The organism is Arcobacter sp. F155, from assembly GCF_004116455.1.
Taxonomy (GTDB): domain Bacteria; phylum Campylobacterota; class Campylobacteria; order Campylobacterales; family Arcobacteraceae; genus Halarcobacter.
In genome coordinates, this window is the sequence record NZ_PDJU01000007.1 from 105,345 (window position 1) to 121,858 (window position 16,514).

Sequence of the window (16,514 nt, forward strand, 5' to 3'; positions counted from 1 at the left end):
GAATAATTCCTACCATCTGTAGTGAGCAAATGCTTTATTAGCTTCTGCCATTCTATGCATATCTTCTTTCTTCTTGAATGATGCACCTCTTTCATTAGCAGCTTCGAATAATTCGTTTGCTAATCTCTCAACCATAGTTCTTTCGTTTCTTTTTCTTGCAGCATCAACTAACCATCTTAATGCTAAAGTTTGTCTTCTTACAGCTCTAACTTCAACAGGAACTTGGTAAGTAGCTCCACCAACTCTTCTAGATTTAACTTCTAAAAGTGGTTTAACATTTTCAATTGCTTTTTCAAATAATTCAATACCAGCTTCTTCACCTCTAGCATCTAAGTTTGCAATTGCACCATACATAATTTTTTGCGCAGTAGATTTTTTACCATCTAACATTACAGTATTAATAAACTTTGTGATCACTTTACTATTGTAGATAGGATCAGCCATTACTTCTCTAACAGGAGCTTTTCTTCTTCTCATTATCTTATCCTTCTACTTATTTCTTTGGCTTTTTAGTACCATATTTAGATCTTGCAACAGTTCTGTTTGCAACACCAGCAGTATCTAAAGCACCTCTAACGATGTGATACTTAACACCAGGTAAATCCTTAACTCTTCCCCCTCTAACTAATACGATAGAGTGTTCTTGTAAGTTGTGACCCTCACCACCGATATATGAGATAACCTCAAATCCAGTTGTTAATCTAACTTTTGCAACTTTTCTTAAAGCCGAGTTAGGTTTCTTTGGTGTAGTTGTATATACTCTTGTACATACTCCTCTTCTTTGTGGACATTTGTCTAAAGCTGGTGATTTAGATTTTTTGATCACCTTTTTTCGCTCTTTTCTAACAAGTTGATTGATAGTAGGCATTTCTTTCCTTATAAAATTTGGTTTGAGCTTTAAAGCGGCTCATGCTTCTCGTCTACTTTGACATATGTTTAAGCTACATAATCAAAACGATACTACCATTCTAGGAAACGTTGAGTTTTCTAAAAAAGTCATGGATTATACTTAAGTTAACCTTAAATTAGACTTAGCTTAAACTTTATGCCTTTTGAATTATATGATAGAGATATTTCATATAAATTACATATAAAAATGTTAATATTTCAAAAAAATAAAGAGATTTTATGACTATATTAAATTATAAAAAAATAGGTACTGGTGATATTCCTATTATAGTTTTACATGAACTTATGGGGTCTTGCAAAAACTATGAGCCAATATTTCCATATCTAGATACTACAAAATTCACATACTATTTTACTGACCTTAGAGGTTATGGCTTATCAAAAGATTACAAGGGTGAGTATTCATGCAATGAAGCTTCTAGTGATGTAAAGAACCTCATCACACATTTAAACCTTAATTCTGTACATATTGTTGCGCACTCTATGTCAACAATGATAGCTCAAAAACTTGCTTTAATAGACGCTAGAGTTAAACAACTAATTCTAATCACTCCTATTTCTGCAGCTGGTATAAAAATGAAACCAGATGCACAAGAAAAACTACTTGAAAGTATGAAAAGAAATGAAAACCTAATCGAACATGTAGTTGAAAGTGCAAGTAAAAGATATAACCAAGCTTGGAAAAACTATAGAATCAAGATGGGGTATGAAGCTTCAACCTTAGAGGCTAGAACTGGATATATGACTATGTATCTTACAACTGATTTTATAAAAGAAGTAAAAGATATAAAAGTACCTATAAAGATAATTGTAGGTTACCATGATTTACCTGCTTTTCATAAAAACAATGTAAAAAAACAGTTTGAATCTTATTATAATGATTTTGAGATAATTGAGTGTATGGAAGCAGGACACTATCCTATGATAGAGTGTCCTGTATATTTTGCTACAAAAGTAGAAGAGTTTGTTTTAAAAATATAAATTAAAGTTTTGAAGATAAAAACTCATTAAATTCATAAAAGGAAGTCTTATTATTATGACCTCCTTTTTCTACTAATTTCAAAGAAGAGTTCTTAAGCATTTTTGCTGTTTGTTCTACTGCTTGATATGGAACTTCTGTATCATCTTTTGCATGGTGTAAATATACTTTGGTCTTTACATCCTTTATAGAAAAGCCCCAATCTTTGCTTTGAAGTTTTACTTCTTGTCCTAAAGCTTTATTATCATTACTAAGAGTATCTTTATATCTGTGGCTTTTTTTAAACTCTTCATCAAAGATTTCATTGTAAAAGTTAAACATAAAATCACCATTTTGTTTATTACTCTGTTTTGCAAAAAACTCATAAAATCTTTTTATCTGTTCATAGTTTCCATAACACTTGATAACCTCTTCTTCATTAACTGCTGCCATAGAGCTATATACAAAAATGTTTTTTATTCTATTTGAAATTAAAGTATCTAGACAATAGCAGTGTAAAGCCCCAGCAGAAGTTCCTAAAAGTGAAAACTCTTCTACTTCTAAAGTATCAAGAAGTTTGATTATAATATTTGAATATGCAAGGTAGTTTTCTAGTTCTTTATATGTTGAGTTTCCATAACCAATACGGCTTATAACTATAAGTCTTGTCTTTTTTTCTTCATAAAACTTTGCTAACTCATCTTGTTTTATAGTTCCAAAGGTTCCATAAAGCATAACAAGAGTTTTAGAAAAAGAGCTGTTATATTCACTATATTCTAAAAAATGGTCTTTTTCATATTCAAACTTTCTAATAGACAAAACAAACCTTTATTTTAAAGAGTATCTTTTAGGAATAAAATACATAACTGTCTCATATATTCCTTCCATATAGTGTCTTAAATAAATATCATACTCAGAACAGATATTTAATATTATCTCTGGAACTTTATACCAGTCCTGGGCTTTATGATAGATACAAACAGCTAAGATAGGTTGATACTTTTTGATAGTATTTGTAGCTCCTATTAATGCATCTTGTTCTGCACCTTCAATATCTAGTTTAATAAAGTCAACTTTTTGTTGTATAAGATTATCTATAGTATCTATATTTAAAGCTTGGTAATCATGTGCTCCATGATGTTTTATATGACTGTTCTCTTCACTTACTACTTTCTCTTTTCCTAAACCGCAGTTTATAAACTCAATTCTTTCATGGCTTCCAAAATCTCTTTTAGCAATATTTATATGAAGTTCATTTGGTTCTACGCAATATATTTTTTTATAGTCAGGAAAGTTTTTTATTATTGAAGGAAGAGTATCTCCAACATAAGAGCCACCATCTAAGAAAACAATCTCTTTTATATCTGGAATCAACTCTTTATCAAAATACTGTTCTTTATGGTTATTTGTAAAGCCTTCCATAAACTTTAAATCAAAACTTATTTTAAAGTTTATAACTTTTGTAAAAACCTCTTTAGATTTCTCATCACACAAAGAAGAGTAAACTTTTTCATATTTTGATTTATTGTTTTTATAGTCTTCTTCAAAGTCACATATAAAAGGAGGTTCTTTTAAATCAAAGTTTGAGTGCTTATAAAAGGCTAAATAATTTATATTTTCAAAGCCTCTTTTATCAAGCCCTTCTTTTACTTCTAAAGGACTTCCAGTAGAAACAGAAAGAATAAGTGCCTCTTTAGGAACATCTTCTATTTTATAGATTGATTTCTTTCTTGAGCTTTGTACCCTTGTAAAGTCATCAATTACACCATCTACTTCTACATACTTTTGAATAGATTTTGTAAATTTATTAATTCCTAAAATGAACTTCTTTCTAGTTGAAGAGATAAACTCTTCTACTAGCTGCTTATCTTTTGTATTAATATAGTTTTCATCAATAAGATTTTTCATAGAACTAGTTAACTAATGCTTTTAAACTCTTTATTGTAAATAACCTAAGACTCTCATTTTTTTGAGACTTAAGTTCGTTTGTAAAACCACTCTTTGAAAATAAAACCACATAATCAGGAATAAGTTCTAACTCTAAACAAAGCTCTTTTAGTTTGTTAATCTCATTACTTTTCATTTTTGAATTAGTATATTTACAAAGTCCAACTATAACTTTTCCACTAGTGGTTTGGGCTAAAAGATTTATTTCTCTTTTTTCATCATCCCAATATCTTCCTATCTCTTCTATCTCATCATCTGAGAAGATTTCTTTTATATACTCATGACATAACTGTTCAAAAATAAAGTCCATAAACTCTGCTTGATAATTATCAAACTTTTTGAAACACTCATCATAATTTTCCCTTGCTATTCCCTTATATAAAGGAGAAACAAAAGCAAACCAAAATCTTAAAAATGGTGTTGTAAAAAGAAGTTTATCAGCAGATTCATTCTCTTCAAATTGATTTGTTAAAAAGTCCATTGAAGTTTCTTCAGTAATAAATTGTAAATCTTCTAAGTCATCAATACAATCAATTGCTTCTTCATAATCTAAATCAGCTCTTTTAAAAGCACTATTGATTCTTCTATCGCCTAAAGAAATCCCTGTTAAAATCTTATGAAAAAGTGATGAGTTTTTAGTTTTCTTCTCAATATAGTCATGTATCTCATAATATTCATCTAAAATATGTCTGATAATCAAAGTTCGTAGAGGTTTTGTTAAATCAAGTTTAACATTTAGTCCACCAAATACCGCAAAATAGTTTACTGCTGTTTGCATATCCTTTGGTTTATTTGTTTCACAAAAGTCTTGAAACTGTTCAATTAGAGTTTTATTAGTTAATATAATAATAAAGCCTTTTTTAAATTTTTTAATTACCGTATTATATCAGATAAATGACATATTATTTTGCTAAAATTATAAAAGATATTTATATTACAAAGTATTCTCTATGAAAAAACATCTACTTGAACAATCAGTTATATTTTTTAGCGTATTAAAATGGGTGCTTCTATCTTCTGCAATTGGAGCTATAATTGGAGCTATAGTTACATTTTTTTTAAATGTTATACATGAGTCAGATAACTTAAAAGAGTTCCTACCCTTCCCCTCATACTTTTTATTACCCTTTGGTTTAGTTATTACTGTATTTCTTATTAGAACTTATGCGCCAAGTGCTTCAGGCCATGGAACAGAAAAGATTATTGAAGCTGTGCATAAAAAAGAAGGGAAAATAGATTTTGCAGTTATTCCTATAAAACTTGTTGCAACTGTTATTACTATCTTCACTGGTGGTTCTGTAGGAAAAGAAGGTCCAGGAGCACAAATTGGTGCAGGTGCTGCTTCTTTTATCTCAAAGCTTGCCAAATTTTCTGCAAAAGATAGAAAAAAACTTGTAATCTGTGGTATTAGTGCGGGTTTTGCTTCAGTATTTGGAACGCCTATTTCTGGTGCAATTTTTGGTATTGAAGTACTAATTGTGGGTATTATTATGTATGATGTTTTATTACCCTCATTTATTGCAGGTTTTGCAGCTTATACAACAGCTAAACTATTAGGAGTTCATTATACTTATTATTTCATGGACTTTATTCCCTTTGATATAACTCTTATTTTACAAGTTGCAGTTGCTGGGGTATTTTTTGGTTTGGTTTCATATATGTTTATTATATTTATCAAACAAGCTGAAGTAACTATAGGAGCTATCAAGTTAAACCCTTATTTAAAAGCCTTTATTGCTGGTGTTTTTCTTGTAGCTTTATCATTTTTTATTGGAGACCAGTTCTTTGGTCTGGGTCTTGATACTATTTCAAAACTATTTTTCTCAAATCCTGAACTTATAGAAGATATTCCTTGGTATTCCTTTATTGCTAAGACTTTATATACCTCTGTTACTTTAGGAGCAGGAGGAAGTGGTGGAGTTATCACTCCAATATTCTATGTGGGAGCTACAAGTGGACACTTCTTTGGAACACTAGTGGGAGATAACTTAGCACTATTTGCTGCACTTGGATTTACAAGTGTATTAGCAGGAGCTACAAATGCTCCTATTGCAGCAACTATTATGGCAGTTGAACTTTTTGGAGTTGATATTGCTCATTATGCAGCTATTAGTGCAGTAATTACCTTCTTACTTACTGGACATAGAAGTGTATTCCCTTCTCAAATTTTAAAGTTCTCAAAATCAGATATGCTAAATATTGATTTTGGAGATAATATAGAACAAAGCAAAATAGATCTAAGTACTAAAAGTAGAACGAAGGTTGAAGACTTTAAAAAGAAATTTAACTGGAGAACAAAAAAATAGATGAACCTAAGATTTGCAACATTTAATCTTTTTCAGTTTTGTGCTCCTCCTTTCTCATACTACACAAAAAAAGAGAAGTTTAATCAAGATGAGTGGAATAAAAAAACAGCTTGGATAAAAGAACAAATCACTAATATGAATTGTGATGTTATAGGTTTCCAAGAAGTATTTTCAAGTAAAGAGTTAGAAAAATTAACAAAAGAGTTAGGTTTTGAGTACTTTGTAACTGTTGATGAACCAAGAATTAGTAAAACTCATCCAAATATCTATATAAGTACAACTTTAGCTCTTGCTTCAAAATATCCAATAAAAAAAATCTCAGAAGTAAAAGCAAATGGCTATAGTCTAAAAAAGTATAACTTCAAAGGAACATTTAGATTTTCAAGAGTTCCAATAAAAGCTTTAATAGAGTTTCCAAACAATTTAAATATAACAGTTTATGTAAACCATTTTAAATCAAATAGACTAAATGAGTTTGAATATATTTTTACAAAAAAAGATACACTAAAGAATAAAAAAGAGAAAATAAAGGAGGCTTTAGAAAAAGATTACTCCCCTGCTTTAAAACAAAGACTTTGTGAAACTTCATCTTTATATTATGATTTTAAAAGAACACGAACGCCTATTGTATGTCTTTGTGATTTAAATGACAAAGAGTTTTCATTAAGTATTGATGCTCTTACAAATAGAGCTTATCATGAAGACTTAGATAAAAACTTCAATCTACTTCATGATGCTTACTATTTATATGACAAAAAAGTTTATAATCCACATCCAGAACAAAAAGAGATTAAAAGAACACCTACTAGTTACTATCAATCATATGGAAATGTTATTGACTATATTTTTGTTTCAAAAGAGTTTGATAAAAGATTTAAAAAACATCTTGGGAAAATAAACTCTTATGAAGTTTTTGATAAACACTTACAAGAGAAGCAAGATGGTAGTTTAGTTCAAAGTGACCATGCTCCTGTAGTTTGTGAAATCACGTTAAACTCTTAAGCTAGTATATTAAGACAGGCTACTTTTACTAGCTTTTTGATTGTTTTTTAGTAAAGTTGATAAGTGAATTTGCTCTTGTCTATTTATAATTTCACCTTTTAAAAGTTCACCTAAAATAGCTCCTGTACTTCTTTCTAACTTTGAAGCTATAGTAGCTATATTTGTATCTTTTTTAAATAGGCTTTTTAGTTTTATTCTATCTTCTAAACTCCATTTTAAGCCACTTTTTTTAGCTTTACCACTCTCAAGATTTTTTTGTTCTTTAAGTTTTTGAACCTCATCATAATCCATTTTTGAAACTGCTTTTTTCTCATCACCTTTTTCAAAACTATCTTTTGCTTCATCAATTTTAGTGTCAATTAGTTTTTCAAGTTTTGAACTCATAAGATAATGGAAGTTTTCACTATCTTTTACAAGACTCTTCTTTGCTCTTGTAAGTGCTACATAAAAAAGATTGAACTCATCTATTAACTCTTGATTTGATAGTTTTTCCAACTCTTCTTTAAACTGCTTTAAACTATCGCATCCTAAATCGAAGATTAGTTCTGCAAAGTTTGGAAAATCATCTGCAACAATTACACTATCCCACTCTAAACCTTTTGCGGTGTGAGCTGTAGTTAAAAATAAAATTTCTTCTATTCTTCTTTCAAAGTTGTTCATCTTTCTATTTTGCCATGCTTTATAGAACTTAATAGCTATCTCTTTAAATTCAAAAATTCGCTCACTATACTCTTTTACTACTTTTATTGCTGTTCTTAATTCAAAATCATCAACCTCTTTTGCATAAGAAGCTAACTCTTCTTCGTCTTTAAAACCTTTTAAAAACTGGTTTCTTCTAATTTGGTCACTTTCATTATTTAGTAAATAATAGACTTCAATACTAAGATTAAATATCTCTTCTGGGTTTCTAACAGTTACGAAAGGATTTCTTTGTTCTATTCTTTTTGAGATAACAGAGATAAGCTGAGCATTTGTTCTTGATACATAGCCATGACTTTTTATCTCTTTAGTTTTTGAGTTTGGATTTAAGTGAGATTGAATACTTACTTTTTCATTTTTAAAGTTTTGTAAAAGAGTATTTGCATAAGAAGCAATCTCTTCATTAAACCTAAAACTTTGAGATAAGAAAAGCTCTTTATCACAAGAGATTTTATCAAGGGCATTTTTACTTCCCCTAAAAGAGTAAATCTGTTGATGTCTATCTCCAACATACACTTTAACCTTAGAACTTAAAGCTTCAAAAATACCTAAAGTCACTTCATTTGTATCTTGTGCTTCATCAAGCATCACAATATCATACTCAAATTGAGGGATTTGCTCTTTTGATATAAGAAGGTAGTAATACTTTAAATAAAAACTATGTGTGGGCTTTAAAACACCAATTAACATTTGGTCAAACATCTTTTTTGCAGTCTTATGCTCAGTGTCATCTTTTGAGATTTCATCTTGAGTATTATTACAAAAGTTTTCAAATATTCTTAGTGCGCTAACTGCTTGTGTGTAAGGTATGCTAAACTCATTTGCGATATCAATTGCACGATAATTTACAAGTGAGTTTAAATCTATTTGTGTATATTTTTTGATTGCAGAGTATGCAAGTCCATGGGTTGTTTTTACATTTGTATTATTTGGAAAAATTGAGCTTGCTTCATTTTTGATTGCACTATTAAATGCTAGATATAAAATCTTTTTATCACTATACTCATTTGCAACTTCTTTTAAAGTAGTTGTTTTACCAGTACCTGCAAAGGCATTTATCTTTATGTTTTTATTTCTACTAACAGCTTTTATAATATCTTTTTGTTCTTTGGTTAAATTCATGAAGGAATATTATCTAAATATTTACAAGAGCAAATAAAGTATTACAATTTGAAAGATTATTAAATCACAATTCGACAACCAAAACTTGGAATAGTTTCAATAACTTTATGATTTAGTTTACTTCTTAGCCTAAAAATAAGACTTCTTAAAGTACTATCTGCAATTGCTTTTTCTGGCCAAATATTATATTCAATATCTGAAAAAGAGACTATTGAGTTTTTTGATTCAAGCAAGAGTTCTAAAAGCTTTTCCTCTTTCTGACTTAACTTAACAGGAACAGTATTAAAATATAAATTCTTGTTCTCTTTATCATAAGTAAATCCATCTCCTAAAGAGATATGCTTATTATCTAACTCTTTTAAATCCATTTTATGTAAAGCAAGTTTCAATGTAGATTTTAATTCATTGCGATTAAAGGGTTTAACTAAATATGCCAAAGGATTAGTTTCTACTGCACGGTCAATAGTCTTGTCATCAGTAAAAGCAGTTAAATAAATAATATCTATATCTTTAAATTCTTGAATTGTCTTTGCAATCTCAATACCGTCTTTAGAGTTTTCTAAATTAATATCAAGCAAGATTAAGTCTGGCATATTTTCTTTTACACTGTTTATAGCATCGTCATAGTTTTCAACTGTATCGGTAACAATGTAACCAAAAGACTCTAATGCCATTTGAATATCAAAGGATACAATTGATTCATCTTCTACAACTAGTATTTTCATTTATTATTACTCCATTGAATATTTACTTCAACTCCATTATTAGAGTTAAACACAACGCTTCCTTTTAATTGCTTTTGAACTAAAAGTTTTATTAATGTCATTCCTAAAGAGTTTTTACTAGACTCTTTTTGGAAACCCTTACCATTATCTTTTACTCTTAAGTAGTAAATATTTTTCTCTCTTTTTAATTCTATAAAAATAAGACCAGAGTCATCATCATATGCATATTTTATGGCATTGGTTATCAGCTCATTTAATATTATCCCTACATAGATTGCTTGTGAAATATCCAAATCCACTTTAATGTCATACTCTATATCAATATTTGACTCAAATCCACTTTTTAAATCACTAATAAGTAACTCTATATAATCATCTGCATGGATATGAGTAGTATTATTTTGTGTATACAGTAACTCATGAAAATGACTCATTGCATTAATTCTATTTTGAATAGTCAACAAAATTGACTTTAACTTTTCATCTTTTATGCTGTCTTCTTGTAACCTTAATAAAGAGATAATCATTTGCATATTATTTTTAACTCTATGATTTAACTCTTTTAATAATAAAGCTTTATCTTCTAATGCAATTTGTAAATCTTTTGTTTTTTCATCAACTTGTTTCGATAACCTTATTTTTTCACTTTTTTTTCGTTGGATATTTTTATAAAGAAGTAAGATAATTATAAGTGCTGCTAAAGTTAATATTTGCCAAATTATAGTCCAATCAAAACTCTCTTTTATAACCTTTGGAACCCATTTATTATGGATTGCTTTTCTTTGCTCAACTGTTAATTTCTCAATAGTTTTTAAAAGAATACTTTTTAATACCTGATTATCTTTATGTAACGTAAAAGAGATTGGAATATTTTGTGTTTTTATCTGTTTGATACTATTGTCATCTTGGGTTATATCCTTGATAAACTTTTCTTCTTTTAAGTTAAAAATAGTTTTCGTAGATAGAAAATTTTTATTATTAAGCTCTTGTATTGTAATAATTAAATCTAACTCTTTTTTTTCAAGCTTTTGAATACTCTCTGTATCTTGTATATAAATAAATCTAAGTCCAGTATTTTGAGAAACAAACTTTAAAATATCATTAGCAACGCCACTATGCAATCCAAGTTTATTTATAAAATCTATAGGAACTGAATCTTTTTTCACTCCTACTTTTATAACTGGATTATCTTTTATATAAGCCTTCTCTTTTTTTGTTAGGTAGCTATTTTTATCTTTACTTGTATAAATAAAATCTGTAAAGTCTGTTTTTGTACTTTCTGTTTTTCCTAAAAGTTTAAAGGTATTTGCAATCTTTTCTAACTTAACAGGATTTATATCTCCAAAAGGAATTCCAGGAAAAAATGCAAGCTCTTTAAAAGCATCTGCTTCATACTCTAATAACTCTTTTTTTAAATTTTGAGTATTATATTTTTCTTTTATAACATCTATAGTTTCATCAACATTAGCAAATGCATACTCCCATCCCTTTAAAGATGCTTCATAAAAGTTTTTTACAATAAGTGGATTTTCTTTTGCATACTCATCAGTTGTAAAAAGGATATCACCATAAAAATCAAATCCATAATCTTTAGGATGGAAAGAGACTGGATTATAACCTTTATTTTTAAAAATATTTGGAGTAATAGTTGAATAACCAGCTACAATATCTGCTCTACCATCCATAATCTCTTCTAAGTCATATCCCTTTGCTTTAACCCATGTATAATCATCTGATTTAATCCCATTTGTTTCAAGCATTCCATAAATTGATGCAAAAAGTTCAGGGGTATCAAAATACAAAATCTTTTTGCCCTTTAAGTCTGATAATTCTTTGATTCCACGTTTTTCTATAGTATTAAGTTCTAAAGGAGAAGCTTGGCACAAAGCAAACAATTGTAAGTAGTTTGCCATTCCATTAAGTCTATGAATAATTAAATCTGAACGGCTTATTCCAAACTGTGCTTTGCCATCTCTTACTTCATAGATTGGTGCATTATTAGCTTTATACTCTTTTAAAGTTACATCTAAACCCTTTAGAGAATAAAAGCCTTTCTCTTTTGCCATAATATAACCAGCAAACTGAAACTGATACATCCAAGTTAATTGCAAACTAATTGGTGTTAGTTCCTTAGAATATAAACAATTAACACATAAAAATATATAAATTATAATTTTCTTCACTTTTATTTACGCCCTAATAATATTTTTTATTATACATGATTTTATATAAATGCAACGCAAATTGAAACACTAATGTAATAAAATTATATTAGAAAGAGGATTGATTAGATGGTAGATACAATTTATAAAATATTAGATGAACTAAATTCTTATTACTATGTGTACTGTTTGGAAAAGAATAGTATAGAAAGAACTAGAATACATGAAAATGCAGCTTGTATTAGAGATCTAGTAACCATAACAAGTAAATTAGATAAACTAAAGATTAAATTTATTGTAACTGAAAATAAAAGTATCCAACTATTAGAAAAAAATTAGTTATAACCTCAACAATGTAGTTTATTGAAAAGGAGAAAGTACTTGAACACATATTTAGCAACTTGGGATAGTGCTTATAGCATTGGACATGAAAAAGTTGACCAAGAACATAAAAAGCTTTTTGAGATTGCTTCTAAGGCATATAAGTGTCAAAATAATAAAGCAGAACTTATGTCAATTATTAAAGAGCTTATCAAATATACAAAGTTTCATTTTTCAAATGAAGAAAACTATATGGAGTCTATTGGATATAAAAATGTAGAAGAGCATAAAAGTATTCATAAAGAAATAGTGAATAAACTAAATCAATTAATCAAGAAACTAAAAACATCATCTATTGAAGAGAATATAAAAGAGTTATCAGATTTTATTAATACAAATTTATTACAACATATCCTACTTGTAGATAAAAAAGTTCATCATACTATGAAATCAAGAGAGGATTTAAAAAAGCACTTTGCATGGAAAAATAGTTATGAAGTGAAAAATGAAAAGATAGATAATGAGCACAAGGAGCTTTTTAAACTTGCAATTGAGGCATTAAACTATCACGACAAAGATATTAAAAAACATATAAAGATTACTATTAATAAATTATATGAATACATGAAGTATCACTTTGAAAATGAAGAAAAGTATATGGCTAGTATTGAATATCCACATTTAAAAGAGCATATTGCCCAACATAAAAAAATCATAAATGAAATGAACAGTTTTATTAAATCAATTCCTCTTTTAACATTAATTGATTTTGAAAGAAAATTAATAGAGTATATTGATATATGGCTAATTGGGCATATTATTTATGAAGATAGAAAAATTGTAAATGAAAATAATAGTTACTAGCTTACTAACTATTTAATCTTTTGCAAAAATGCATTTAAAGAGTTTGCAAACTTCTGTGCATCTTTTTGTGTAAAGGCACTAGGACCTTTTGTTATTTCCCCACTATCACGTATCTCTTGCATTAGATTTCTAACTGCTAGACACTCTTTTATATTATCTTCTGTGTACTCTAAGCCTCTGTGGTCTATTGCATGGGCTTGTTTTTCTATAGTCCTAGAAGCTAAAGGAATATCAGCAGTAATAACTAAATCACCCTCTTGTAAAAGCTCAACTATTTTGTTGTCAGCTTCATCAGCTCCTTGGTCTACTACCATATAAGTGATATTTGAAGATTTACCAATATTGATTTTTTTGTTTGCTATTACAAGGGTTTTTAAACCTAACCTTTCTATTGCTCTTAAAAGAATAGGTTTTAAAAGGTTAGGAAAAGCATCACCATCTACATATAAAGTCATTATAAAATCTCTTTTACTCTTCCTACTTGTCCATCTTCTAACTGAACTTTTATTCCATGTGGGTGATATGAAGAGTTTGTTAAAAGCTTTTTTACTACACCTTGTGTAAGTTTATTTGTTCTTTGATCTTTTTTCAAAACGATATTAACTTTTAATCCTATGTTAATATCGTCTCTTTCTTTTGGGTCTCTTATCATCTATTTAGCTTCGTAAGCTAAAGCTTTTTTAGCCTCATCTAAATGGTAAAAGAAAAGTGCTTTAAAAGCAAAAGTTACTTTAGTTTTCTTTTCAACACTTGTATCTAAGATAGAAAAAGAGAAAGACTCGCCTGAATCTTTTGATTCAAAAGTCACTGTAGTTGGCTTTAAAGTTTTAATCATATTCATTACAACTTTATACTCTTTTGGATTGATTCCATCTAACATATCACCAACTTTTTCTTCTCTTCTTATTGAATCAAAAAGCGTTGTAAATGTATCTTTAAATAAAGATTTACTTAATGAGATTCTTACTTTACTTGTATGAAAAGCACCACTTTTATTTAATAAAGGGTTTGGTTTAATATCTCTTATCTCTTCTAATGCAGTTAAAAAAAAGTTCTTCCCACCTAAAGTTTCACAATACTCTTTAAACTGAGAGCTTAACTCTTCTTTTGTTTTAGTATCTAATTTATTAAAATCCATGATTGTCCTATGTAATATATTAGCGTAAGTATATCTAAAATTCTTAGCAATTAATTTGCTAATTGATTTTTTCTAAAGAGTTTTCTTTTAATCTATAAATTGTCGGAGCTAGACTTTCAATAAATGACTTATGATGTGAAACTATAATCATCGATTTTTTTATACTATTCAAAATATTTACTATTTTCTTTTCTGCTTCTTCATCTAAAGCATTTGTAGGTTCATCAAGTAATAAAATCTTTGGTTTAGTAATTAAAATACTAGCAAGGGCTACTATTTTTTGTTCACCTCCGCTTAAATCATAAATAGTTCTATTTTCTAAATGCTCAATTTCTAACTCTTTTAAAATCTCAAAAGCTTTGCTATAAGCATCATCTTTTTTTATTCCCTTTGCTCTTAGATTAAACATTACATCTTCAATCACAGTAGGACATAAAAAAAAGTCATTTACATCTTGAGGTAAATATCCAATATCAGACCTATATTTTCTAAAGTCTTTTAGTTTTTCCATTTTATCATGGAATAAAAATACCTCACCCTCTTTTGGTTTTATTAGTCCTGCAACAATTTTTAAAAAAGAGCTTTTCCCACTTCCATTTGAACCAACAATTGCTATTTTCTCTTCATGGGAAACATTTAAAGTAATATCTTGAAAAAGTACTCTTTCATTTATCTCATAGGATACATTTTTTACATTTATTGAGCAACTCATACAATAAACCTTTTTATATAAATAAGTGTGATTAAGAATATTAGTATTAAATCATAATAAGAGATTTTAATAGTATTTATAAGGTATATTCTACCATGAAAACCTCTTAGGTTAAAAGTTTGCTCTAAAGCTTGGGCTTTTCTTATAGATTTAACAAAAATATGTCCAAATAGATTTCCATAAGTTTCATATGCAAAAAGTGAAGAACTAGCTTTAAAACCTCTAGCCTTTAAAGTCTGTCTTATTGTTTTTAATTCATCACTTAAAACTTGTATCATTTTTAGAGTAAAGTATATTGAACTAACAACCCTTTTTGGAAATCTCAAATCATTTAAAGCTCTTACAATATCATAACCACTAGAACGGAAGAATAATGCAATATTAAAAGCTATAATCATATTTGTTCGTAAGTAGATATTCAAAGCTTCTTCTAAAGAAGTTTGTAAAAGTAAAACTATAAAAATCATCACAATAAAAATATTAAGTAAAACTACTCTTTTTAATATTTGAAAAAAGTTTTTATATTCACAAAATAAAACATAAGCTAAAGGAAGAAAATAAAGAATTTCAACATTTGAAAAACTAATAAAAATTGAATAAAAAATTGCAGCTACAAAACTAGCAGTGGGAGAAAGACTTATCATCTTTTAATTCTTTTTAAACCTATGAAAATTAAGATTATTAAAGCAATTGCAATAATAGATGACAAAAGTGAGTTTTCACTTTTTAGCTTGGCTTTTTTATCTTTTGCTTCAGTTAAAGCATTGTCAATTTTTCCTTTTGTAGAGTGTCCACCTATAGCTTCAACTTTTACGTAAGTTACGTTTTCATAATCTTTTAAAAAGTATTCACCCTTTTCGTTAGTTTTTAAAGTTTTTAGCAGTATTTGTTTTGAGTCAAAAAGTTCTAATTTACAATTTTTACATGGACTACCAGAGTTAAAATAAGAGTATATATAAAGTTTGTCTTCTTCATAATCTAAAAATAGGTTTAGCTTATGGGCAAACAAACTTAATGATAAAAAACATAAAAAGAGAGCTATTCTCAAACTTTTGCCTCGTCTAACAAATCAGGAATTGATTTTTTTAAATAGTTTATTAAAAATAGCGTTACTAAACCTTCTATAAACATAGCTGGAACATTTGCTAAAAATACTGTGTAAGATGCGTATAAATACTCTTCTTTTGATAAAGCCAATATTAAAGCTAGTAATAAAGTAGATAGTAAAACTGCTAAGAATCCTATCATAAAATATTTTAGTTTTTCTGGAAATATATTTAACAATTGCATTTTTGATGCTAAATATATTAGGTATGCAGGTAAGGACATGATAATTAAGTTTGCACCTAAGGAGCTAATTCCACCATAACCTAAAAGTGTTGCTTGTAAAAGAAGTGCTATAAAAATAGCAAGAAATACTTGAGCTCCTAAAACAATACCTATTATTCCAATAAGTATTAAATGTATTTGAACAAAACCTAATGGAATATGTACAAAAGAAGCTATAAAAAATAGTGCAGACATAGCTGAAACTATAGCTATATTTTTGTTTTTTAAATCCTTAAAAGATAAGGCTAAAAGACCAACTGTTAGTACAGCTGTTCCTATAGCTACTTCACTTGTCAAAATTCCATCAGAGATATGCATTT

General features: G+C 28.2%; 20 protein-coding genes. 5 read left to right on the top strand and 15 right to left on the bottom strand.

The genetic code is table 11. The features are described from left to right. Nucleotides 1-9: 9 nt before the first annotated feature. Together rpsG and rpsL are read right to left on the bottom strand one after the other, a co-directional pair. Entirely contained in the window at nt 10-477 is a 468-nt protein-coding gene (rpsG, locus tag CRV03_RS08840) for a 30S ribosomal protein S7 (RefSeq protein WP_129084785.1), read from the bottom strand. A gap of 16 nt (nt 478-493) precedes the next feature. Next, the gene (gene rpsL, locus CRV03_RS08845) at nt 494-868 is read right to left on the bottom strand and encodes a 30S ribosomal protein S12 (RefSeq protein WP_129062302.1); all 375 of its coding nucleotides are present in this window, start codon (nt 866-868) and stop codon (nt 494-496) included. 260 nt (nt 869-1,128) lie between these two features. Between rpsL and CRV03_RS08850 the strand changes: the two genes are divergently transcribed. Next, nucleotides 1,129-1,890 carry an alpha/beta fold hydrolase gene (locus CRV03_RS08850; protein ID WP_129084786.1) on the top strand — a complete coding sequence of 254 codons (762 nt, stop codon included), beginning with the start codon at nt 1,129-1,131 and terminating at the stop codon, nt 1,888-1,890. 1 nt (nt 1,891) lies between these two features. On the opposite strand, the gene CRV03_RS08855 is transcribed toward CRV03_RS08850, so the two are convergent. Genes CRV03_RS08855 through CRV03_RS08865 form a run of 3 tightly spaced genes read right to left on the bottom strand, consistent with a single transcriptional unit; the run spans nt 1,892 to nt 4,592 of the window. Continuing rightward, nucleotides 1,892-2,686 (bottom strand): alpha/beta fold hydrolase, encoded by a 795-nt coding sequence (locus tag CRV03_RS08855; RefSeq protein WP_129084787.1) that lies wholly within the window; start codon nt 2,684-2,686, stop codon nt 1,892-1,894. 9 nt (nt 2,687-2,695) lie between these two features. Beyond that, entirely contained in the window at nt 2,696-3,775 is a 1,080-nt protein-coding gene (locus CRV03_RS08860) for an FkbM family methyltransferase (RefSeq protein ID WP_129084788.1), read from the bottom strand. Between the two features lie 4 nt (nt 3,776-3,779). Continuing rightward, nucleotides 3,780-4,592: a DUF234 domain-containing protein gene (locus CRV03_RS08865; RefSeq protein ID WP_129084789.1), complete on the bottom strand. Its 813-nt coding sequence runs from the start codon at nt 4,590-4,592 to the stop codon at nt 3,780-3,782. A gap of 172 nt (nt 4,593-4,764) precedes the next feature. Here CRV03_RS08865 and CRV03_RS08870 point away from each other — a divergent pair, with 172 nt between their 5' ends. Together CRV03_RS08870 and CRV03_RS08875 are read left to right on the top strand one after the other, a co-directional pair. Further along, nucleotides 4,765-6,120, top strand: a complete 1,356-nt coding sequence (locus CRV03_RS08870) for a chloride channel protein (RefSeq protein ID WP_129084790.1) — start codon at nt 4,765-4,767, stop codon at nt 6,118-6,120. After that, a complete protein-coding gene (locus CRV03_RS08875) occupies nt 6,121-7,122 on the top strand; it encodes an endonuclease/exonuclease/phosphatase family protein (protein ID WP_129084791.1) in 1,002 nt (333 codons plus the stop codon). A gap of 9 nt (nt 7,123-7,131) precedes the next feature. Here the strand turns inward: CRV03_RS08875 and CRV03_RS08880 are convergent, their stop codons facing one another. From CRV03_RS08880 to CRV03_RS08890, 3 genes are read right to left on the bottom strand one after another with little or no spacing between them, the layout of a single operon-like run. Further along, nucleotides 7,132-8,943 (bottom strand): 3'-5' exonuclease, encoded by a 1,812-nt coding sequence (locus CRV03_RS08880; RefSeq protein WP_129084792.1) that lies wholly within the window; start codon nt 8,941-8,943, stop codon nt 7,132-7,134. 59 nt (nt 8,944-9,002) lie between these two features. Continuing rightward, nucleotides 9,003-9,668 (bottom strand): response regulator, encoded by a 666-nt coding sequence (locus tag CRV03_RS08885; RefSeq protein ID WP_129084793.1) that lies wholly within the window; start codon nt 9,666-9,668, stop codon nt 9,003-9,005. Further along, a complete protein-coding gene (locus CRV03_RS08890) occupies nt 9,665-11,764 on the bottom strand; it encodes an ABC transporter substrate-binding protein (RefSeq protein ID WP_258239054.1) in 2,100 nt (699 codons plus the stop codon). Before CRV03_RS08890 ends, CRV03_RS08885 begins: the two co-directional genes overlap by 4 nt. A 195-nt stretch (nt 11,765-11,959) precedes the next feature. On the opposite strand from CRV03_RS08890, the gene CRV03_RS08895 reads away from it, so the two are divergent. Beyond that, nucleotides 11,960-12,169, top strand: a complete 210-nt coding sequence (locus tag CRV03_RS08895; protein ID WP_129084795.1) for a hypothetical protein — start codon at nt 11,960-11,962, stop codon at nt 12,167-12,169. A 42-nt stretch (nt 12,170-12,211) separates the two neighbouring features. Next, nucleotides 12,212-13,015 (top strand): bacteriohemerythrin, encoded by an 804-nt coding sequence (locus tag CRV03_RS08900; protein WP_164968647.1) that lies wholly within the window; start codon nt 12,212-12,214, stop codon nt 13,013-13,015. An 8-nt stretch (nt 13,016-13,023) separates the two neighbouring features. Here CRV03_RS08900 and CRV03_RS08905 read toward each other — a convergent pair whose 3' ends face one another. Genes CRV03_RS08905 through cbiM form a run of 7 tightly spaced genes read right to left on the bottom strand, consistent with a single transcriptional unit; the run spans nt 13,024 to nt 16,512 of the window. Further along, nucleotides 13,024-13,470, bottom strand: coding sequence for a YaiI/YqxD family protein (locus tag CRV03_RS08905; protein ID WP_258239052.1), 447 nt, complete (start codon nt 13,468-13,470; stop codon nt 13,024-13,026). Next, nucleotides 13,470-13,667 (bottom strand): YwbE family protein, encoded by a 198-nt coding sequence (locus CRV03_RS08910; protein ID WP_129006787.1) that lies wholly within the window; start codon nt 13,665-13,667, stop codon nt 13,470-13,472. Before CRV03_RS08910 ends, CRV03_RS08905 begins: the two co-directional genes overlap by 1 nt. Further along, the gene (locus CRV03_RS08915) at nt 13,668-14,153 is read right to left on the bottom strand and encodes a hypothetical protein (protein ID WP_129084798.1); all 486 of its coding nucleotides are present in this window, start codon (nt 14,151-14,153) and stop codon (nt 13,668-13,670) included. Between the two features lie 58 nt (nt 14,154-14,211). After that, nucleotides 14,212-14,865: an energy-coupling factor ABC transporter ATP-binding protein gene (locus CRV03_RS08920; protein ID WP_129084799.1), complete on the bottom strand. Its 654-nt coding sequence runs from the start codon at nt 14,863-14,865 to the stop codon at nt 14,212-14,214. Next, nucleotides 14,862-15,509 (bottom strand): energy-coupling factor transporter transmembrane protein EcfT, encoded by a 648-nt coding sequence (locus CRV03_RS08925; protein WP_129084800.1) that lies wholly within the window; start codon nt 15,507-15,509, stop codon nt 14,862-14,864. Before CRV03_RS08925 ends, CRV03_RS08920 begins: the two co-directional genes overlap by 4 nt. Continuing rightward, a complete protein-coding gene (locus CRV03_RS08930) occupies nt 15,506-15,913 on the bottom strand; it encodes a hypothetical protein (RefSeq protein ID WP_129084801.1) in 408 nt (135 codons plus the stop codon). Before CRV03_RS08930 ends, CRV03_RS08925 begins: the two co-directional genes overlap by 4 nt. Next, on the bottom strand, nt 15,910-16,512 hold the full coding sequence (gene cbiM / locus CRV03_RS08935; protein ID WP_129084802.1) for a cobalt transporter CbiM: 603 nt from the start codon (nt 16,510-16,512) through the stop codon (nt 15,910-15,912). The genes CRV03_RS08930 and cbiM overlap by 4 nt, the downstream gene beginning before the upstream one ends. Nucleotides 16,513-16,514: the final 2 nt, after the last annotated feature.